Source organism: Methylacidimicrobium sp. B4, assembly GCF_017310545.1.
Lineage (GTDB): Bacteria > Verrucomicrobiota > Verrucomicrobiia > Methylacidiphilales > Methylacidiphilaceae > Methylacidimicrobium.
The window spans coordinates 881,358-899,231 of record NZ_CP066203.1; the positions used below are offsets into that span (position 1 = coordinate 881,358).

The 17,874-nt window shown below is 62.9% G+C and carries 14 protein-coding genes; 1 reads left to right on the forward strand and 13 read right to left on the reverse strand.

Annotated features, from left to right (window positions below):
* Positions 1–94: 94 nt before the first annotated feature.
* The 13 genes from murJ to MacB4_RS04335 all read right to left on the reverse strand — a co-directional run bounded on the left by murJ (position 95) and on the right by MacB4_RS04335 (position 15,459).
* Positions 95–1,777: a murein biosynthesis integral membrane protein MurJ gene (gene murJ / locus MacB4_RS04280; protein ID WP_206864598.1), complete on the reverse strand. Its 1,683-nt coding sequence runs from the start codon at positions 1,775–1,777 to the stop codon at positions 95–97.
* A 261-nt stretch (positions 1,778–2,038) separates the two neighbouring features.
* Positions 2,039–2,221, reverse strand: a complete 183-nt coding sequence (locus MacB4_RS04285; RefSeq protein WP_206864601.1) for a transposase — start codon at positions 2,219–2,221, stop codon at positions 2,039–2,041.
* A 723-nt stretch (positions 2,222–2,944) separates the two neighbouring features.
* Entirely contained in the window at positions 2,945–3,490 is a 546-nt protein-coding gene (locus MacB4_RS04290; RefSeq protein ID WP_242529328.1) for a TylF/MycF/NovP-related O-methyltransferase, read from the reverse strand.
* Positions 3,491–3,531: 41 nt separating this feature from the next.
* Entirely contained in the window at positions 3,532–4,740 is a 1,209-nt protein-coding gene (locus MacB4_RS04295; protein ID WP_206864604.1) for an ISL3 family transposase, read from the reverse strand.
* 176 nt (positions 4,741–4,916) lie between these two features.
* Entirely contained in the window at positions 4,917–5,234 is a 318-nt protein-coding gene (locus MacB4_RS04300) for a TylF/MycF/NovP-related O-methyltransferase (RefSeq protein WP_206864606.1), read from the reverse strand.
* 149 nt (positions 5,235–5,383) lie between these two features.
* The gene (locus tag MacB4_RS11215) at positions 5,384–5,869 is read right to left on the reverse strand and encodes a transposase (protein WP_242529329.1); all 486 of its coding nucleotides are present in this window, start codon (positions 5,867–5,869) and stop codon (positions 5,384–5,386) included.
* A gap of 13 nt (positions 5,870–5,882) precedes the next feature.
* Positions 5,883–6,491 (reverse strand): transposase, encoded by a 609-nt coding sequence (locus MacB4_RS11220; protein ID WP_242529330.1) that lies wholly within the window; start codon positions 6,489–6,491, stop codon positions 5,883–5,885.
* A 355-nt stretch (positions 6,492–6,846) separates the two neighbouring features.
* Positions 6,847–8,235, reverse strand: coding sequence for an O-antigen ligase (locus MacB4_RS04310; protein WP_206864608.1), 1,389 nt, complete (start codon positions 8,233–8,235; stop codon positions 6,847–6,849).
* Between the two features lie 55 nt (positions 8,236–8,290).
* Positions 8,291–9,463: a hypothetical protein gene (locus MacB4_RS04315; protein ID WP_206864609.1), complete on the reverse strand. Its 1,173-nt coding sequence runs from the start codon at positions 9,461–9,463 to the stop codon at positions 8,291–8,293.
* Positions 9,441–11,714, reverse strand: a complete 2,274-nt coding sequence (locus tag MacB4_RS04320) for a polysaccharide biosynthesis tyrosine autokinase (protein WP_206864611.1) — start codon at positions 11,712–11,714, stop codon at positions 9,441–9,443. The genes MacB4_RS04315 and MacB4_RS04320 overlap by 23 nt, the downstream gene beginning before the upstream one ends.
* 6 nt (positions 11,715–11,720) lie before the next feature.
* Positions 11,721–12,830, reverse strand: coding sequence for a polysaccharide biosynthesis/export family protein (locus MacB4_RS04325; protein WP_206864613.1), 1,110 nt, complete (start codon positions 12,828–12,830; stop codon positions 11,721–11,723).
* Between the two features lie 52 nt (positions 12,831–12,882).
* Positions 12,883–13,875 (reverse strand): hypothetical protein, encoded by a 993-nt coding sequence (locus MacB4_RS04330; protein WP_206864615.1) that lies wholly within the window; start codon positions 13,873–13,875, stop codon positions 12,883–12,885.
* A gap of 129 nt (positions 13,876–14,004) precedes the next feature.
* Positions 14,005–15,459, reverse strand: coding sequence for a sugar transferase (locus MacB4_RS04335; protein WP_206864616.1), 1,455 nt, complete (start codon positions 15,457–15,459; stop codon positions 14,005–14,007).
* An 889-nt stretch (positions 15,460–16,348) separates the two neighbouring features.
* Here MacB4_RS04335 and rmuC point away from each other — a divergent pair.
* A complete protein-coding gene (gene rmuC, locus MacB4_RS04340; RefSeq protein ID WP_206864617.1) occupies positions 16,349–17,833 on the forward strand; it encodes a DNA recombination protein RmuC in 1,485 nt (494 codons plus the stop codon).
* Positions 17,834–17,874 lie beyond the last annotated feature (41 nt).

The window sequence follows — 17,874 nt, forward strand, 5'->3', positions numbered from 1 at the left end:
TCTGACGGGCTTCCGGAAGAGAGACGATCGCCCTCGCACAGCGCTCCCGCTCCGGGAGGCTTTGTCCATCTCCGCCTCTCGGCCCTCGCCCATTTTACCCAAACAGCCGCAATCCCCTTAAGCCCCGCTGCCAGGAAAAGGCGCATGTCTTCATGATCGCTCGCAGCTGCCATCCGGCGTACACGAGCAGGCGAGCCGCCTCGGAAAGGCCCAGAGCGCTGAGGATAAGAAGATAGGTGATTACGGAACAGGTAGAAGCAAGCCCCAGCCGCAGCACGGAACCGACCAGGGATCCAGAGGAGATCCATTGGCTGGCCCAGTAGGCGACCAGGCCCGCGGCGGTGCTGGCAACAAGCATCCTCGCCAGAAAGTGGCTCCAGGCCTGCCCTGATCTCGAATCGGCGCTTCGTGAAGAAAAGGCCAAGCAGAGGAAGGTCATCCATCCAATGCTCGGATTGAGCCACGCCAACCCGAGAAGGCCGAACTTCCGCGCCGTTGCCTCGGACAACGCCATCACCAGAATCGCTCCCAACACCGAAATGATGCTGGGAAAGAGGGTTTCGCCGCGAGAGTAGAAGCCTTTTTGCAAAAAGGCGGTTCCCGCGGCGGCCGGAATCGCAAGGCCCAAAATCGCGACCACCATGCTCGTTTCTTCGATGGCCGCCCCCGAAAAGGCACCTCGCGCAAAGAGCACCGATACCAAGTCGCGGCTCAGGATGACGCAAAGAAGCATGAGTGGAGTCGAGAGAAAGATCATCCACCGCAACCCCTCCTGCCAGAGCCGCTGGAATTCCCCTGGCTCTCTCCCGCCCCACGCCTCCGACATTCGCGGAAAAAGCACCGTCGCAAGCGCCCCCGGGACAATCAGCCCGAGCTGCAAGATCTTCCACGCATATCCAAAGCTGGCAACCGAGCCTGCGGCGAGCAGAGATGTCGCCCGCGTCAAGAAGATGACACCGACGTATCCGACACCCATGGTCAGAAAAAGCGGCACTCCATTCCAAAAAAATGCTCCCAGCCTCGGCGAGCAGATCCTTCCAACCCAAGGAGAGACCCCTCCTCGCCGCGCCAGCGGCAGGAGCCTGCCTAGGAACAAGATGCCGACCAGAGAGCATCCGAGGATCGGCGCGAGAACCAGGCGATCCGGCCCGCCCCAGAGAATCGCTCCGAGCAGGATCAGGTTGTAGAGTGCTTGCGCGGCGGGCTGGACCCAGAAAATGCCATGGCATTGAAAGAGCCCGGTCAAGATCCCGGACCAGGCGAGCGGGAGGATTGCCAGGCAGAACGAGCGCACGAAGGCGGTTGCGGCGGTGAGCCCGGCCGCATCAAGCCCAGGGGCGAGCCACCGAGCAAGGAGGGGAGCGCACAGGCTTCCTCCGATCGCAATCCCAATGCCGATCGCCAAGAAAATGAGCCCGAGCTCGGAAATGACCCGCCAGCCTTCGCTGGCCCGCTTCTCCCGCGTCGCTTCGGAGAACAACGGGACCACAAGATTGGGCAATATCCCCCAGGCGACCGATTGCGCGAAAAGGAAGAAGACAAGCCCGACCCGATACCCGTCAACCAGGGAACCGACGCCATAACGCCATCCCAGGGCGATCTCCACGAGAAACCCGGATAGCGGACCCAGGACCGAGAGGATGCTGAGTCCAACCGCACTCCGCGCGATGCGATGGGGAGCCGACTCTTCCCGATCAGGAAGAGCATTGCCCCCGGCTTCCGCCTCGGACGGAAGCGACACAGAAGCCAGCATCGACTCTTCCCGATCGGTTTCCATCCTCAATTCTTCCTCTCCATCAAAGGATCCGCATGCGCCAAGCCCTAGGCGCTTCCAAGCCTCGGCCCCCGAATCTTCCTCTATGTACCGTTCTTGTCGGTATATCCAGAGCGCGCACCGACCGGGCTTCGTTTCTTATCCGCCAGCTGCAGATCTCCTCGGCAACAGCCCTCCGGGCACTCTTGCGGCGGTCCGCGCCGAGGTAAGGTGCATGCTTCGCGACGGGAGTCGAAGCGCAGCTTGCGATGCCCCTTGGCTGTTTCAAGCAGGTTGAGCCGGAAAATGGAGCCGCAACTTCCCGGCTTTGAGGAACGCGGCAATCTGCAGGTAGCGGAAGCTCCGAAAGTTTCTGGCCATCCTTTTGGCAAGCTGAATCAGCCCGTGGATCGCTTCGTTGGTTCCGTTGGTGATCCAACTCTGAAGAAAGGTGATGATTCCTCCCATGCGCTCTTTTGATTCTGCTGGACAGTCTTCGGAAGGAAGGCAAGCCGGCTGTGATCGTCCCACGGCAGCCACCAGCAAAGCTCTTGAGGATCCTCCCGGAAGAGGATCTCTTGGGGCGCATCTCGCAACCCAATTTCTCTTGGCCAGAACGGGTCCTCGCTCTTTTGTGTGGGTAGTGCCGTCGAAGGAAGCCGGCGTCCCGGACGGAGGAACCGATGACCCCGCTTGAAATCGCGCCGGATCTTCCGAGTATGCTCCTGCGAGCGGAGCTCGCTCCCGGTCACCTTCCATTCGGAACCGGGTGGCAGTGCCGCAGCGAAAAGCTTGTTCGCGTCCATCCCTCCAGCATCCACTAGGCAGCCCGGTGTGGAAATCCGTTGTCAAGTAGGATCGGCGAAGCCGAAGTGTCCTTAACGATCTGCTCTCTCTCCACAATCTGTCAGAAACGGATGGCAAGAAGCGGAGGGCTTGCCGTCCTCACAATGGAATATGAAATCTCAAGCGCTCTCTATCCACTCCATTCACCGGGGACCCCGGACTCTTCCTCTTTACTCGACTGAGATTAAGTTACATCGAGCCCACATCTTGCTCCATCCCCGCTCACGAAAACCCCTACCCTGCCGCAACTCGTCTCAATCGCGTCAACCTACGCTTTTTCGCGCGAAACCTTGCGATGGTGAGAAATGGCGGCTAAATGACTGCACAACGCAGCAAGCAGCCTGTTTAGGCTTTTTTCTGGAAAAAGACCCCGCTTCCATCGATCGTTGCTATACGTAACGTCAGGCCACGTCCTGCGAGGAAGTCCGTAACGGCTGTTTTACACATCGGGACGACATCGTAATCATCAACTATAATCCAGCCACCCTCGGGGATTTTATCAAAAAGATGCCTCAAGGGATCGATCGTCGACTCATACATGTCGCCGTCCAGACGCAACACGGCGATCCTTTCGGAAGGGAAGCTGGGCATCGTGTCCTTGAACCAACCCTTAACGAAAACAACCTGATCGTCCAAGAGTCCGAATTTCTGGAAATTGCGTTGCACTTCTTCGAGTGAGACGGCGAGTTCGCGATATTCGTGGAAGGGTGAACCCGCGTCCGCAGGATACCGATTTGTGTCCGGGCGGGGTAGGCCTTCGAAGGAGTCCGCAAGCATCACTCGCCGATCATGAATGTCGTATGCGTCCAAAACCGCTCGAGCCATAATGCACGCGCCTCCGCGCCAAACGCCCGTCTCCACGATATCGCCGGGAACCTTGTCGATGATCACCCGCTCAATGAGAGAGCGAAAATTTTTGCCTCTTCGCTGTTTCAAGTGGGTAGAGCGGGAAGATCGAGCCGCAACTTTCCGGCTTTGAGGAACGCGGCAATTCTCAGGTAGTGAAAGCTCCGAAAGCCTCTGGCCATCCTTTTGGCCAGCTGGATCAGCCCGTTGATTGCTTCGATGGTTCCGTTGGTGATCCGGCTCTGGAGAAAGGCGATGATTCCCCCCAGATGCTCTTTGATGGTTTTGGAGAGTCTTCGGAAGGGGGCAAGCCGACTGCGATCAGCCCACCGGAACCACCAGCGGAGCTCTTGGGGATCCTCCTGGGAGAGGATCTCTTGGAGAGCCTCCCGCAACCCAATGGCTCTTCCCAATCGAGGATAGGCGGCGCAAAGGGAACTCCGCAGACCCTTCTGCTCCTCGCTTCGCGTCCATTCGTTGCCTCGGAGCGCCCAGAGGCTTCCTTTCGGCAGCAACCCTTGACGCCCGAACTCCTTGCGCACCTGGTCCACCGCCTCTCCCGCCATCTGCATGACATGGAAATGATCGAAAATCCTCTCCGCCTTCGGAAAAAACTCCCGGGCTCCAGAGATGTAGGAGGGGCTCATATCCATGCAGATCGCTTCGATCTGCCCCGGATCGGCATTATGTTCCTTCATCTCCTTGGCGAAGGCTTCCAGAGCCTCCTTTCCTCTCCCCTCGGCAAGGAAGAGCAGCTTCCGGCTCTCCGCATCGGTAACGACCGTCACGTAACGGTGGCCCCGCTTGCTACTGGTCTCATCCACCAGGATCTTCTTGACCTCGCTCCAGTCCTCGCGTCGGTAGGCCTTTTCCACGTAGTGCCCCAAGACCCGCCAGAGCCGGGTATCTTGCTCCTTGAGCATCTCCGCCATCGCGGAAACCGACATCTCCCGGGAAAGCATCAAAATGACCGCCTCCATCATGAGAGTAAACCCGCTCCCCGCCCTGGCCCAAGGAACCTCCACCAGCCGAACTCCATGCTCCGGACAGTCGATCCGAGGAACCCGAGCGATCAACTCGGTCCGGTACTGCCAGAAGTTCATGTGCCTCCACCGCTTCTCCACCGTGTCGTGTACGGGGGAAGCTCTTCGACATTCCGGACAGGGAAACCGATGACCTTGCTGAAAATCGAGCCAGATCTTCAGAGTGTGCTCCTTCGCGGAGAGCTCACTCCGGCTCACCTTCCATTCCGAACCCAGTTGCAGCGCCGCAGCAAAAAGCTTGTTCGCGTCCATCCCGCAAGCATCAACTAGGCAGCCCGGTCTGGCAATCCGCCGTCAAGGAGGATCGACGAAGTCGAAGTGTCCTTGACGGCTTCCTCTCTCCCCAAAAATCCGTCGAAGACGGATGGCAAGAACCCCGCTTCTTGCCATCCCTTAACCGAAATCCGCTCTCCCCTTACCCACTCAATTCAGCGAGGAGCCAAATTTTTCATGCGCGCCGCGCCAATCATGGAGAATGCGCTTGACGGCCAGTCGAGACCTAAACTACGAGCATCTGGATCGAATGACTTGACGCCGCTGCTCGGAAGCGGTGGGTCTTCCGAAATCGATCCGATAAGCGTGGCTTCGATAAGGTCAAGGTAGCGGCTTCTCAGCTGCGCGGCACACTTTATCAGCCCGACACGCTGAGCGGAGTCCTTGTCGGGGCCTGCGACGGAGCTAAGTTCCAAAAGTTGAGCAGCGAGCAGATCGCATTGCGAGCGCAACTGCTCAGCCGTTGCGGCCATCCCAGTAATTTGCCGCTCCCTTTCTCGAAGTTTTGCGAGCAATTCTGGATCGCGCCTATTCAAGAGGGCGGCCTGCAACCTTTGACAATATCGGGAGAATCTGGATAAGATTTGGAACATGTGTAACATAATGTTGCCCTTTGGCTGTTTCAAGCAGGTTGATCCGGAAGATGGAGCCGCAACTTCCCGGCTTTGAGGAACGCGGCAATTCTTAGGTAGGGGAAGCTCCGAAAGCCTCTGGCCATCCTTTTGGCAAGCTGGATCAGCCCGTGGATCGCTTCGATGGTTCCGTTGGTGATCCGGCTCTGGAGAAAGGCGATGATTCCCCCCAGATGCTCTTGGATGGTTTTGGAGAGTCTTCGGAAGGGGGCAAGCCGACTGCGATCCGCCCACCGGAACCACCAACGGAGCTCTTGGGGATCCTCCTGGGAGAGGATCTCTTGGGGCGCATCCCGCAACCCAATGGCTCTTCCCAATCGAGGATAGGCGGCGCAAAGGAAACTCCGCAGACCCTTCTGCTCCTCGCTTCGCGTCCATTCGTTACCTCGGAGCGCCCAGAGGCTTCCTTTCGGCAGCAACCCTTGACGCCCGAACTCCTTGCGCACCTGGTCGACCGCCTCTCCCGCCATCGGCATGAGCGGGAAAGGATCAAAAATCCTCTCCGCCTTCGGAAAAACCCTCCCGGGCTCCAGAGATGGAAGAGGGGCTCATATCCATGCAGATCGCTTCGATCTGCCCCGGATCGGCATTCTGTTCCTTCCTCTCCTTGGCGAAGGCATCCAGAGCCTCCTTTCCTCTCCCCTCGGCAAGGAAGAGCAGCTTCCGGCTCTCCGCATCGGGAACGACCGTCACGTAACGGTGGCCCCGCTTGCTACTGGTCTCATCCACCAGGATCTTCTTGACCTCGCCCGAGTCCTCGCGTCGGTAGGCCTTTTCCACGGAATGCCCCAAGACCCGCCAGAGCCGGGGTTCTTGCTCCTTGAGCATCTCCGCCATCGCGGAAACCGACATCTCCCGGGAAAGCATCCAAATGACCGCCTCCATCATGAGAGTAAACCCGCTCCCCGCCCTGGCCCAAGGAACCTCCACCAGCCGAACTCCATGCTCCGGACAGTCGATCCGAGGAACCCGAGCGAGCCACTCGGTCCGGTACTGCCAGAAGTTCATGTGCCTCCACCGCTTCTCCACCGTGTCGTGTACGGGGGAAGCTCTTCGACATTCCGGAGAGGCGAACCGATGACCTTGCTCAAAACCCAAGCCAGATCTTCAGAGTGTGCTCCTTCGCGGAGAGCTCGCTCCGGCTCACCTTCCCTTCCGAACCCAGTGGCAGCGCCGCAGCAAAAAGCTTGTTTGCGTCCATTCCGCAAGCATCCACCAGGCAGCCCGGTCTGGCCATCCGCCGTCAAGGAGGATCGACGAAGTCGAAGTGTCCTTGACGGCTTCCTCTCTCCCCAAAAATCCGTCGAAGACGGATGGCAAGAACCCCGCTTCTTGCCATCCCTTAACCGAAATCCGCTCCCCCCCTTACCCACTCAATTCAGCGAGGAGCCCTGCTTTCCTTCCGGGCCTTTTGTACTAACCAGCTGCTTTTCATCGAGAGATGGAACGAACATCAGGCAGCTTGCTCCTGTTCGCGGCCTGCTCCCTCACTACTGCCCATCCCCAGCTTCGCCGCTTTGCCCATCACCACAACGGCTGCACTTACATATAACCAGTTAGCCATGATGCTTAGATCAAAGTTTGCCAGGCCTTGCAAGCAGGCGCCAACCACCGAAACGACACCTCCCAGGAACATTTTCTCCCTCCAGCTGCTCTTTGATTCCCCGACCGCATGCCATCCGTGAGCCAAAAGGGCTACCACCAGCCAGATCGCCAACCCGAGCCCAACGACTCCCGTATCGCAGAGCAGCTGCACGTAGTCGCTCTCGGCGTGCGTCACACCGTGGTTTCCCGGGAAGACCTTGCGCACCAGGTGAAATGCGGGTTCGAAGGTCCCCATGCCGCTTCCGGTCCAGGGGAAGCGCTTCCAGAGATCCAGAGCCTGGCTCCAGAGGGCGATCCGGTTACTCTCCTTTGGATCGAGGACTTCTGCCGCCAACCGCTCGGTCGCTCCGAAAAAGAGATCGGCCGCAACCCACAGGGCGGCCAAAAGTGCGGCCAGCACAAAGGCCACGATGGCAACGGCGCCAGTGCGTCCCTCCCGCCCTCGGGAGGCGAACCAGAGCGCCATCAGAAGGAGGCCCAGGAGAAGGCTCGTCAAGGCTCCCCGCGATTTCGAGGTCAGCACCCCAGCCGCCATCAGCAGCAAGAGAAGCGGAAGAAAGAGCCGCTCGAAGAGCTCCTTGGCCGGTAAACGCACCCATGCGCGCCAGTCGAAGCGTTCGCCACTCTGCCAACGGGCGGCTTCTGCGGAAAAGAAGCCCAAGCCCAGTGGGATGATGAGCAGGAGCAGGCCACCCATGTGGGTCCGATTGACGTAGGGCCCAAAGGGATCGCCACCCAGATGAATCGGCCGCACCCAGTAGATGGCCCCTCCCCAGGTCGCTCTCTGGATGATCGCAAAGAGCGTCAAGAGAGCGCCGTTCGCGATGATGGCGAGCAGAAGGCGGCGGAGCTGGTCGCGGTTGACGATGACGTTCCAGAGAAGAAGCGTAAAGAGGGCAATGCCCAGGAATTCCCATAGGTAGTGCCGCGTGAGCACGGGATCGACCGAGAGGGTCAGCCAGCTCGGCGCCTTGGCTCCGAGGAGCCCTGCAGCGATCTGCTCGAGCCGGAAGCGCTCTGGGGAGAGCAGGGCGACCAGTGGAGCGGGAATCGGGATCGCCTGGCAGGCGATCCAACTCAGGAAGCAGGCCGCCGGCAGCCAGCCCGGCGGGAGCTGCGATGGCCTCCCAGTGACGGCTGCTCGGGCCACCTGGGCTGCCAGCAAAAGAGAGGTGGCGCAATACAGTCCCTCCTGTGCCCAGAGCTCGACGGCGCCGAAGAGCCAGGGCGCCAGCACGAGGACTCCGAGCGTTCCCCACTCGACGAAGCCGTCCGCCCAGCCAGCCAGTCGACTAGGGAGCGCGGATTCCGGGTCCCGCCGAGGCTCCCTTAAACTCGATTCCCGGTGCAGACTCGATGATCTCCAGCTCATCAAACCACGCCATGCCGTAGGTCGGGATTTCCCAGCCGGAGGTCCCTTTCCATTTGATCTGCAAAAGGGCTACGCTCTGGTCGGGAGGGACTACCACCGGGGCCGAGAGCTCCGTCCAGTCAGTCGTCGCACCCAGAATCGGGGTAGTGGCCCACACGGTCCCAGTTTCCCGGTCGCAGATTTCGATCACCAGCCCCGAGCTGCTCGTGATCTCCTCGGCCTTGCCCTTCGCGCGCAGCTCGTAGCGATGGTTGGGGGACAAGAGGATCGTCTGCTCGGCAAACACGTGGTCGGTTTCGGTCGAAAGACCGGCCAGGCGGATCCGGAGGGAGGCCTTCCCCGCCGAAGCCCGCTGCCGGTCCCGGCGGATGCCCACACCGCCCTGCGGCTTGATCCTCCATCCGAAGCCCCATCCCACCAGCTCCTGCTCGAATCCCCCGTTCCAGACAGTTCCTCCCCCCGGGTAGAGCGCATCCCAGATCTTCCTCGCATCCGACAACTGATCGGCTTCGCAAAGCGCTTCGATGTAACGGCGGGAAAGGTCGGGGTCGAACGGCTTTCTTTCCCGCTGCGCCCGTGCCCAGAGAGCGGCGGCTTCCTCTGGCCACCGCTCCTTCAGCGCGAGGTCGAAGTAGGCGGCGCGCAGCGGGGTGTCGTTTGCGGGCACGAGCCGAAGCCCGCCGTCCCTCCCCCAGGTCGCCTTCGCGAGATAAACCGCTTGACGGCGCAGGTCGGGATCGTACCGAAAGACGAAGCGGAGATCCCGGAAGGCCGTCTGAAGGTCCCCCAGCTCGATCGCCAGAATCGCTGCCTCGAGGCGGATCGGGCTAACCGGCCCCGCTTCCCTCCGGCACTCGGCGAGCATCGCCTTGGCTGCTTCGAGCCTTCCTTGATTGGCCCGCTCCTGGGCGAGGGCGAGCCAGCGCTCGGGTTGCAGCGGGGCGACAAGCAGGCTCTCCTTGGGGCTTGGCCAATCGAGAAGACGAAAGACCAAGAGAAGAAGGACGAATCCGCTCCCCAGAAGGCCGAGGCTCCGGCTTCGCCGCGGGACCCTCGGGCCACTTTCCTCCTCAATCGGCTTGCTCAGAAGCATCCACGTTTCCGGACGACGCGGAGAGCCCGTGTGACGACGGGGGCCGCTGCCTCTCCCCGGGAAGCCGGTAGGCGTAGTAATAGGCGTAGTAGGATGGGCTCGGCGTCTGTACTCGATTCAGGACGACCCCCAGGATCCGCGTATTGACGACCGAGAGGGTATCCACGGCCCGACGCGCTTCCGATCGGTCGACCTCCCCATCGCGAACGACCAGGACCGCTCCGTCCACCAACATTCCCAGGACGGCAGCATCGGGTATTCCAGCCAAGGGAGGGCAATCGAGCAGGACATAGCTAAAATGGGAGCGGGCCCATTGGCAGAGGTAGGCCATCGCTGCGGCACCGAGAAGATCGGCGGGGTGGCAGGGGGTGCGTCCCGCTCCGATCGCCCAGACGCTGGGAAGGGCCGTTTGCTGGATCGCCTGCTCCAGGGCCGCCTGGTTGGTCAGCAGCTCCGAGAGTCCCGGATGGGTACGGAGCCCTAAGGTCTTGTGGATATTGGGGCGGCGCAGATCGCAATCAACGAGGAGGACCGTTCCCTGCTGGCCGAGAACGGTCGCGGTGTTGATCGCCGTCGAGGTCTTCCCCTCTCCTGATTGGGAGCTCGTGACCAGCATCACCTGCGGTCGCCGGTCGGGAAGGCTGTAATGGAGCAGGGTGCGGATCTGGCGAAAGGAGTTGCTCAAGGCCGAATCGGGGGCCACGTGCGCCGCCAGGGCGATGGGAAGATCGGTGGGGATCTCGTCGATGCCTCTGGCTCGGAGCCTTTCGGAATCGGGGACCACTCCGAGGACGGGAAGGCCCAGGGCCCGCTCGACCTCCTCCTTCCCCCGAAGCCGAGTATCTAACTTCGCCAAGGCGATCGCCAACCCGATCCCGCCGAATCCCCCTCCCAGAAAGCCGAGCAGCAGGTTGCGGGCTTTCTTCGGACGGGAGGGGAAGCGGGGAATTTCCGCACTCTCGACTACCTCGATGTTGCTCGAATTGAGGGCCGAGGTGATGTCGGTCTCCCGCATCCGCTTCATGAGGCTTGCATACATCTCCCGGTCGGTGTCGGCCTCTCGCTTCAGCAGGGCATACTGGCCAAGGGCTTTGTTCTCCCCTCGCACCTTTTCCATCGTGTGCTCGAACTCCGCCTCGAGGCTTTCATAGTTCGCCTTGGCCGCCTCGGAGTCGGCCTCGAGGTCGGCTACGCTCCCCTCCTTTTCCTGGGCAAGCGCGCTCTGCAATCCTTCGATTTCCGCATGGAGCCGCGTCATGCCCGGATACTCGGGCTTGTAGGTCTCCTCCATCTGCCGGTACCGCGCAACCTCTTTGAGGAGCAGCTTCTTGATTTCGAGCGTGTAGGGATTTTCCGGCACCCCCGCCTTGCCTTCGGCGAGTGCGGCTTTCGCCCGCTCGAGCCGGATCGCCTTTTGGAGCATCAGAAGCCGAGCCCGGAAGAGCGAATCCCGAATCTGGCTCAGCTCCTTCTCGGCGGGACCCTTCTCCTGGGGGGACAATCGGGAGAGACCCACCTGCGCCATGAAGTCGGCCAGCCGCTCCTCGCTTTGGGTCATCTTCTTGCGCAAGGCATCCATCTGACCCGCCAGGAACTTTTTCGCATAGCGGTTCGCCTCGAGCTTCCGGTCGAGGCCAGAGCTGATGAACGATTCGGCATATCCGTTGGCGAGCTGAGCGGCCACCAGCGGCTGCCTGCTTTCGCAGCGAATCCGGACCAGCCGCGTATTCCGGACCGGCTCGACCTTGAGAGACGCCATGAGGACGCCAGCCAAGGGCGAGAGATGCACCTCCCCATCCGCTTCGGCCTTTCGGGCGGCCTGCCGCCAGCTCGGCTTGAGGCCAAACCACTCCGGATGCTCTTCCAGATCGAGGCGCTCGACCACCCGAGAGGCCAATCCCCGGCTCTTGAGAATCTCCAGTTCGGTCCGGTAGAAGATGTCATACTCGTAGAAGTTGGCCGACTCGTCGCCGACCTGCCGGTAGGGGAGGATCGTGTTCCCTGTCCCGGTGCCGATCTTCACCACGGCGACCCCTTCGTAGACCGGCTTTTGCGTGAAGGTAGCCACGGCCGTCAATACGAAGACGCAAGCAAAGAAGACCAGAGCGGCTCCCCGATAGCGGTGGATATCGGAAAAGAGCCCGCGAACGCTCTCCCAGCCCCCGCCTTCCTCGAAAGGCTCCGCCGGAGCCGGCCTCCCGGGACCGAGCGGCCCAAGGCTTTGCCGTGGCCTTGGTTGAATTTCCTCCATAGGAGCCTAGAGGCCAAAGAGCCACGCGGCCATGATCGCTGGGTACATGAGGTCCTTCAAGGTGGTCAAAGCCACCATGGCGCCACTGGTCCCCACCATCACCACGTCGTCCTTCTGCACCGGAAAATCGATTCGTGCGCTGTTATTCTTGCTCAGGTCGAGCTTGATCTCCTGGCGCTGCCCGGAGGGGAGCAGGCGATAGACCCTGACCTTGGCCATCGCCGCCAGCTGAGTCGGCCCGCCGGCGGCGATGATCGCCTGCTGCGTCGTCATCTTCCCCCCGAGGATATCGACCGCCTTTGGATTCTTGACATTGCCCCCTACGTAGACGGTCCCCGCACGCGGCACTTCCACGATATCGCCGGGACGCAGGAGAAGATTTCCCCGGTCGGCCTTCCCATCCAGCAGCTCGCGCAGGTCGATCTCCACCATGCCCGGAGCGAGTGCGCCTGGCGGGAGCGCTTTTGCCGCTTTTGCCGAAGCCGGGGAGGCGGAGGCCTCATTGGGCGTGGGAGCGGCTCGCTCCAGCTGGCGGCGTATCAGGAAGACACGTGGCGAGGCCTCATCCTTGAGGCCTCCGGCCATCCCGATTGCATCGGCCACCCGCATCCGGCTGTTCATGTCGAAAAGGCCTGGATGATTGACCTCGCCCATCACGGCGACCTTGTGGCTCCGCATCTCGGCAACGGACACCGAAACCTGGGGATTCCTCACATACTTTTCCGCAAGCAGCGTGCGCAGCTTCTCGTGGAGCTCCTCTGCTGTCATCCCCTCGACCCGGAGCTGGCCAAGGAGCGGCAGCAAGATGGTTCCCGCAGGGGTCACCCTCACCTTGAGATCCTTCAGCTCCGGGACATCCGCCACGTGGATCTCGAGGAGATCCCCTCCTCCCAAGGGAGCTTCGTTGCGGTCGGGCTCCTGGGTCGCCTGCCCCAGGACGACATGGTTGATCCGACTGTTGGGGGAGTCGAGGCTGCCTCCCGGAAAGGTGGTGACCAGGGGAGGGATCGGCGCCTTGGTGCTCGAGCAGGCGCCGAGAGCGAGCAGAGCGCTAAGCGTGAGCAAAGCACCGGTGAGGGCCGCTCGCGCGGACCGACGGTGGGAGCGGCTCCTCATGCAGCAATTCCGGAAAAGATCGGGCCTGGCTCTCACCGGCCTCCGAGCGAGCCTAGGGACTGGTTGGCGTTACGGGCGGTGCAGACGGCTGCCTGATGACCGCGGCGGCCGACCCCACGCCGGCACCGACACCCGCCACGACCGCGCCTACGACGATGAAGGGCGTGAAATCGGGATCGTTTTCGAGCTTTGCGTTAAATACTCCGGACTTCACGAAGCCGAGGTAATTCCCATGCTTGTCGAAGACGGGCGTCGCACCCGGAAGCATCGAGGGAATCTTCGATTCGGCGATCGGGTGGGAGAGCGGAGGCACAACTCCCGGGCTCGACACGAATCCGCCCCCCTTGGGGATGTAGCCAAGCGAGCGACCGTCGGCTCCGAAAACGGGCTTGGCCCCGGCAGGAAGCTCGGCGTCTCCCTCCGCCAGCCCCGCAGGATGCGGGGTGCGCCGGATCTTCGCGGCCCCGGCACCTAAATCCACCGGGCTCGCCACGGTAGCGACCGAAACCCGATGCGTTCCCAATTCTTCGACGGGGAGGCTCCCCTGGGTCATGAAGACCGAGGTGCTCCCGAGGGGTCCCGCAAGGATTTCCCCATCCCGCACCTGAGCTCCTTCTGAGACAGCATGCATCCTTTCGGTCTGAAAAGAGGCATGGACGCCGGAAGGCAGATGGAAACGGAGGAGACCCGACGCGACGGTGGCGAGCAGCCCCGATGGCGTTTTTTCTAGAGTCGCTGCTCCGTAGGGGCCGAGCTGGACCCAGCTTCCATCGAGAAGGTTGACCCGAAGCGCTCCGCCCTGAGTTTCCAGCCGTGCGCCGCTGGCCGCCGGAAAGGCGCCTCCATCCAAGGGAACCCGGAGACCGTTTTGCACGAGCGTACCCACGCCCCGCACCTGGCCCAACGGGACCGCCTGAGCCGCCTCAACCCGCGGGGCAGTCGCTCCGCCGGATAGCCCCAACCCTCCCGCAAGAGCGATCGCTGTCCAGTTCCGGAACGCTTTCCGTCGATGCAAGAGACCTGGTAATCGGCCTTTGTTTTCCATGGGTTCCTCCTTGTGGTTACTCTTACTGCACAGCTTCCCAACGGATTCCGGGGATGAACATACTGAATCTGCCGAACGAGTCAATGGTTGAGACTTTGTTTTCCACAAGGTTCTTTAGATTCGGCAGGCTCACCTCCCCCTCCCGCCGAAAACGGCGGGAATGGTGCGGACGAGGATCGCGAGATCGAGCCAGGGGCTCCAGTGCTCGATGTAGTAGCGGTCGAGCTCGACGGCCCGCTCGAAGCGGGGATCGCTGCGGGCCTCGACCGCCCAGAGGCTCGTGATTCCCGGCTTGGCGTCGAGCCGGCGGTAGTAGCCCACGCTCAGCTCCTCGTAGCGCTCCACCTCGTCAGGGGTGGGGGGTCGGGGTCCGACCAGGCTCATCTCCCCCTTGAGGACGTTCCAGAGCTGGGGGAGCTCATCGAGGCTATACTTGCGCAGTATCCGGCCGATCGGGGTGATCCTCGGATCGTCCGTGATCTTGAACATCGGTCCCTGCCGCTCATTCCGGGCGGCGAGCTCCGCCTTCCTGGCTTCCGCGTCGGGCACCATGGTCCGGAACTTCCAGCAGAAGAAGGTCCTCCCCTTGCGCCCGATGCGGATGGAGCGATAGAAGACCGGACCTCCGTCGTGGGCCTTGATCGCGATCGCCAGGCCGAGGAAGAGGGGAGAGAGGACCAGGAGTCCCGCAAGCGATCCCGCGAAATCGATGGCGCGCTTGAGCAGAAGGCAGAGGACCGGCACGGGCTCCCAGTGGAGCGGCACGATCGGCCGGCCGCCGATCATCTCGAGGGCCCGCCAGTCGGGCCGGATCGAGGCTCCTTCCGCCGGATGGGTCGGAAGGAGCCAGACGTTCTTGCGCCGCTGCCGGGTTTCGGTCAGGATGGTTTCCCACTGGTCCATCTGCGGCGGGCTGGAAATGAAGACCTCGTCGACGAGGTAGCGGTCGAGGATCCGGGGAAGGTCGGCAATCCCGCCCAGGACCCCCTCGCCCTCGGAGTCATCGACGAAGCCCCGGACGAAGACCCCCAGGTGAGCGGAGGCGGAAAGCATCCCCGCCAGCTCCCGACCCCGGGGGCCAGCGCCGACGATCACGACGTGACGCCAACCGTTGCCCGCGTCGACATCGCGCCTGGCGATGTTCCAGAAAAAGAGCCGCCACGCGGGCAGCGCGAGGAGCGAGATCCCGCAGAGCCAGAGGACCATGAGGCGGCTGATCGGCATGCGGGCCAAGTAGAACGCCACCATGAGGAGGAGCGCTCCCTGCACCACGCCTTTGACGACCGCCCAGAGCTCCCGGCTCTCCCCCCGCGCCCAGGCGAGCGTGTAGACCCCTTCGCGCTGGAGAAAGAGGAGGACGAGGACCAGGTAGAGCAAAAGAAACCCGACGTGGCGGTAGCTCCGGTCCCAGGTGATCGTCCCGCCCTCCCATGCGGTGCGCAGCCAGAAGACCAGGATTCCGGCCGCGAGGATGAGCAGGCTGTCGACGAGCACCGCGAACCGGTCCTGGCGGCCACCCCGACGGCTCGCGGATCTCTCGGAGGGGGCGGGCGGACCCGCGACCCAGGAGCTGCGCGTTCTCATGGGCTCCGCCTTCCCACGATTGCCGATTGCTGGGAGTAAGCTGCCGCCCTTGGCGCTTCCGCTTGCCGGAAGGCCAAACTCTCCCGCTTCGAGGTGCAACGTGTCACAGGTGCTGGGCTTACGTCCCAGCCGACGCGACGAACCCCTTGTTGCCCGGCGGCATTTCCCCGAGGGAGCGGGCGAACGCTAAAAAGCGATCCCCCGCCTCGCTACGAACCTAAAGTCTATAAAGGATTGCTTAGAGGATTGCACGGAGAATCTCGCTTTCGCGAGCAAAAATGTGCGCGCCGCTCCCAGGGCCGAAGCTAGGGCAGCGGCTCTTCGGCAATGGGGCGTGCGGCCGGTCGATCGACCGGAGCGACCGGGGGTGGGAGCGGCTCCAGACCGAGTGACGGCTGGCGGCGGCACCGAAGGTTTCGCATGGGAACCGCCCGACCCGTCGGTCTTCCCGGCAGCGCTCCTTTCGTTCCGGCGCGGCGTGACTCAGCCGGGCTTCCCGAATTTCCCTCGACCGGAGCCCAGTGCGTGTTGCCCATCCTGGCCTCGGCGGGATCCAGAACTTGGCTCCTCCATCGCGACGGAGGACATGGACCCGCCTGCTCGTTTCCCCCTATGGGAAGAAAAAGAGACCGAAACCCACGGAGTTTCCTCGGGGAGGAGCTCCGATCGGAGGGCATCCCTCCTGTCCGGATGCTCCCGGAGGGTCACGGGCGTCCCGTCCGAGGAACGAATCGGGACGCTCTCGGCATGCCGTAGCCCGATGTGGGAGGGAGCCACGGGTAGCGGGGCTCGGAACGCCGACACCGGGAGGCGAAAGATGGGACCTTTCTCGGGTTTTCCGTTGACCGCCATCGCCCTTGCGGGGACCCTCCCAGAAAAAGGGAACATCATGGAACTCTGGGGAATCGGGATGGTAGGGGCGGCGATCGGCGCGGCCATCGCCTGGCTTTCTGCGCGGGGGAGCCTCGCCGCGCTGCGGGCCCAGCTCGCCGAAGCGGAAGCCGGGAGGGCCCGGCTGGAGAGCGACCTGGGGGAGATCCGGAAGGCCCGGGAGGTCGGGGAAGCCCTTCTCCGGGCGGAGACCGAGCGACGGGCGGCCGCCGAGGAGAGAGCGAACCGGCTGGCTGGAATGGAACTAGAGATCGAAGAGAGCCGGAGGGAGCTTGGGGAGGCGCGGACGCGCCTGGCCGAGCTTTCCAGCAGGATCGCCGCGTCAGAAAAGGCAGCCCAGGAAAAGCTCCAGCTCCTGGAGGAGGCCCGGGCCAAGCTCGGGGATGCCTTCCGGGGGCTCTCTGCGGAGGCGCTCCGGCAGAACAACGAGGCCTTCCTGACGCTCGCCCGGGAGAACCTCGCCCAGTTCCAGGAAGGGGCGAAGGCCGATCTCGAGGCGCGGAGGAAGGCCGTGGAAGTCCTGACCGAGCCGATCCGGGAGTCGCTCCTCAAGGTCGACGGGAGGCTTGGCGAGATGGAGAAAAGCCGGATTGGCGCCTACAGCGCCCTCCAGGAGCAGCTCAAGGCGCTCGTGGAGACCCACCTGCCCCTGCTCCGAAACGAGACCGCCAACCTGGTCAAGGCGCTCCGGCAGCCGGCCGTCCGCGGGCGGTGGGGGGAGATCCAGCTCCGGCGGGTAGTCGAGATGGCGGGGATGGTCGAGCATTGCGACTTCTTCGAGCAGGTGGGCCTCGAAGGGGAAGAGGGGCGGATCCGGCCCGACCTGATCGTCCGGCTCCCCGGGGGCAAGCGGATCGTGGTCGATGCAAAGGCGCCGGTGGCCGCCTACCTGGAGGCGGCCGAGGCTCCCGACGAAGCGTCCGCGCGGCTCCGGCTGGCCGACCATGCCCGGCAGGTCCGGGAGCATATCGCGAGCCTGAGCCGGAAGGCCTACTGGGAGCAGTTCGCGCCAACGCCAGAGTTCGTGGTGCTCTTCCTGCCGGGGGAGATGTTCTTCTCGGCGGCGCTCCAGCAAGATCCGGGGCTCCTCGACTACGGGGTCGGGAAGCGGGTGATCCCGGCGACCCCGACCACGCTGATCGCCCTGTTGCAGGCGATCGCCTACGGCTGGCAGCAGGAGGCGCTCGCCCAAAACGCCCGGGAGATCAGCGAGCTGGGCCGGACGCTCTACAAGCGGATCGCCACCCTGGCCGACCATTGGGAGGGCGTGGGCAAGGGGATCGAGCAGGCGATCAAGTCCTACAACAAGGCGACGGCGACGCTCGAGTCGCGGGTGCTCGTCACCGCCCGGCGCTTCACGGTCCTCCAGGCGGCACCCGAGGGGGGAGTGATCGAGACGCCCGAGCCGATCGACCATTCGGCCCGGCTCCTCCAGGAGCCCGAGCTCCTGGAGGAGGAGCGGGAGGGCAAAGGCACGGGATAGCTCTCATGGTCGGAGGAGCACGATGGCCGCTCCCCCGCCAG

Coding starts and splice junctions, on each gene's coding strand:
- murJ (WP_206864598.1), bottom strand. CDS start 1,777: ATGGAAACCGATCGGGAAGAGTCGATGCTGGCTTCTGTGTCGCTTCCG.
- MacB4_RS04285 (WP_206864601.1), bottom strand. CDS start 2,221: ATGGGAGGAATCATCACCTTTCTTCAGAGTTGGATCACCAACGGAACC.
- MacB4_RS04295 (WP_206864604.1), bottom strand. CDS start 4,740: ATGGACGCGAACAAGCTTTTTGCTGCGGCGCTGCAACTGGGTTCGGAA.
- MacB4_RS04300 (WP_206864606.1), bottom strand. CDS start 5,234: ATGGCCGCAACGGCTGAGCAGTTGCGCTCGCAATGCGATCTGCTCGCT.
- MacB4_RS11215 (WP_242529329.1), bottom strand. CDS start 5,869: ATGCCGATGGCGGGAGAGGCGGTCGACCAGGTGCGCAAGGAGTTCGGG.
- MacB4_RS04315 (WP_206864609.1), bottom strand. CDS start 9,463: ATGCTTCTGAGCAAGCCGATTGAGGAGGAAAGTGGCCCGAGGGTCCCG.
- MacB4_RS04320 (WP_206864611.1), bottom strand. CDS start 11,714: ATGGAGGAAATTCAACCAAGGCCACGGCAAAGCCTTGGGCCGCTCGGT.
- MacB4_RS04325 (WP_206864613.1), bottom strand. CDS start 12,830: ATGAGGAGCCGCTCCCACCGTCGGTCCGCGCGAGCGGCCCTCACCGGT.
- MacB4_RS04330 (WP_206864615.1), bottom strand. CDS start 13,875: ATGGAAAACAAAGGCCGATTACCAGGTCTCTTGCATCGACGGAAAGCG.
- MacB4_RS04335 (WP_206864616.1), bottom strand. CDS start 15,459: ATGAGAACGCGCAGCTCCTGGGTCGCGGGTCCGCCCGCCCCCTCCGAG.
- rmuC (WP_206864617.1), top strand. CDS start 16,349: ATGGAACTCTGGGGAATCGGGATGGTAGGGGCGGCGATCGGCGCGGCC.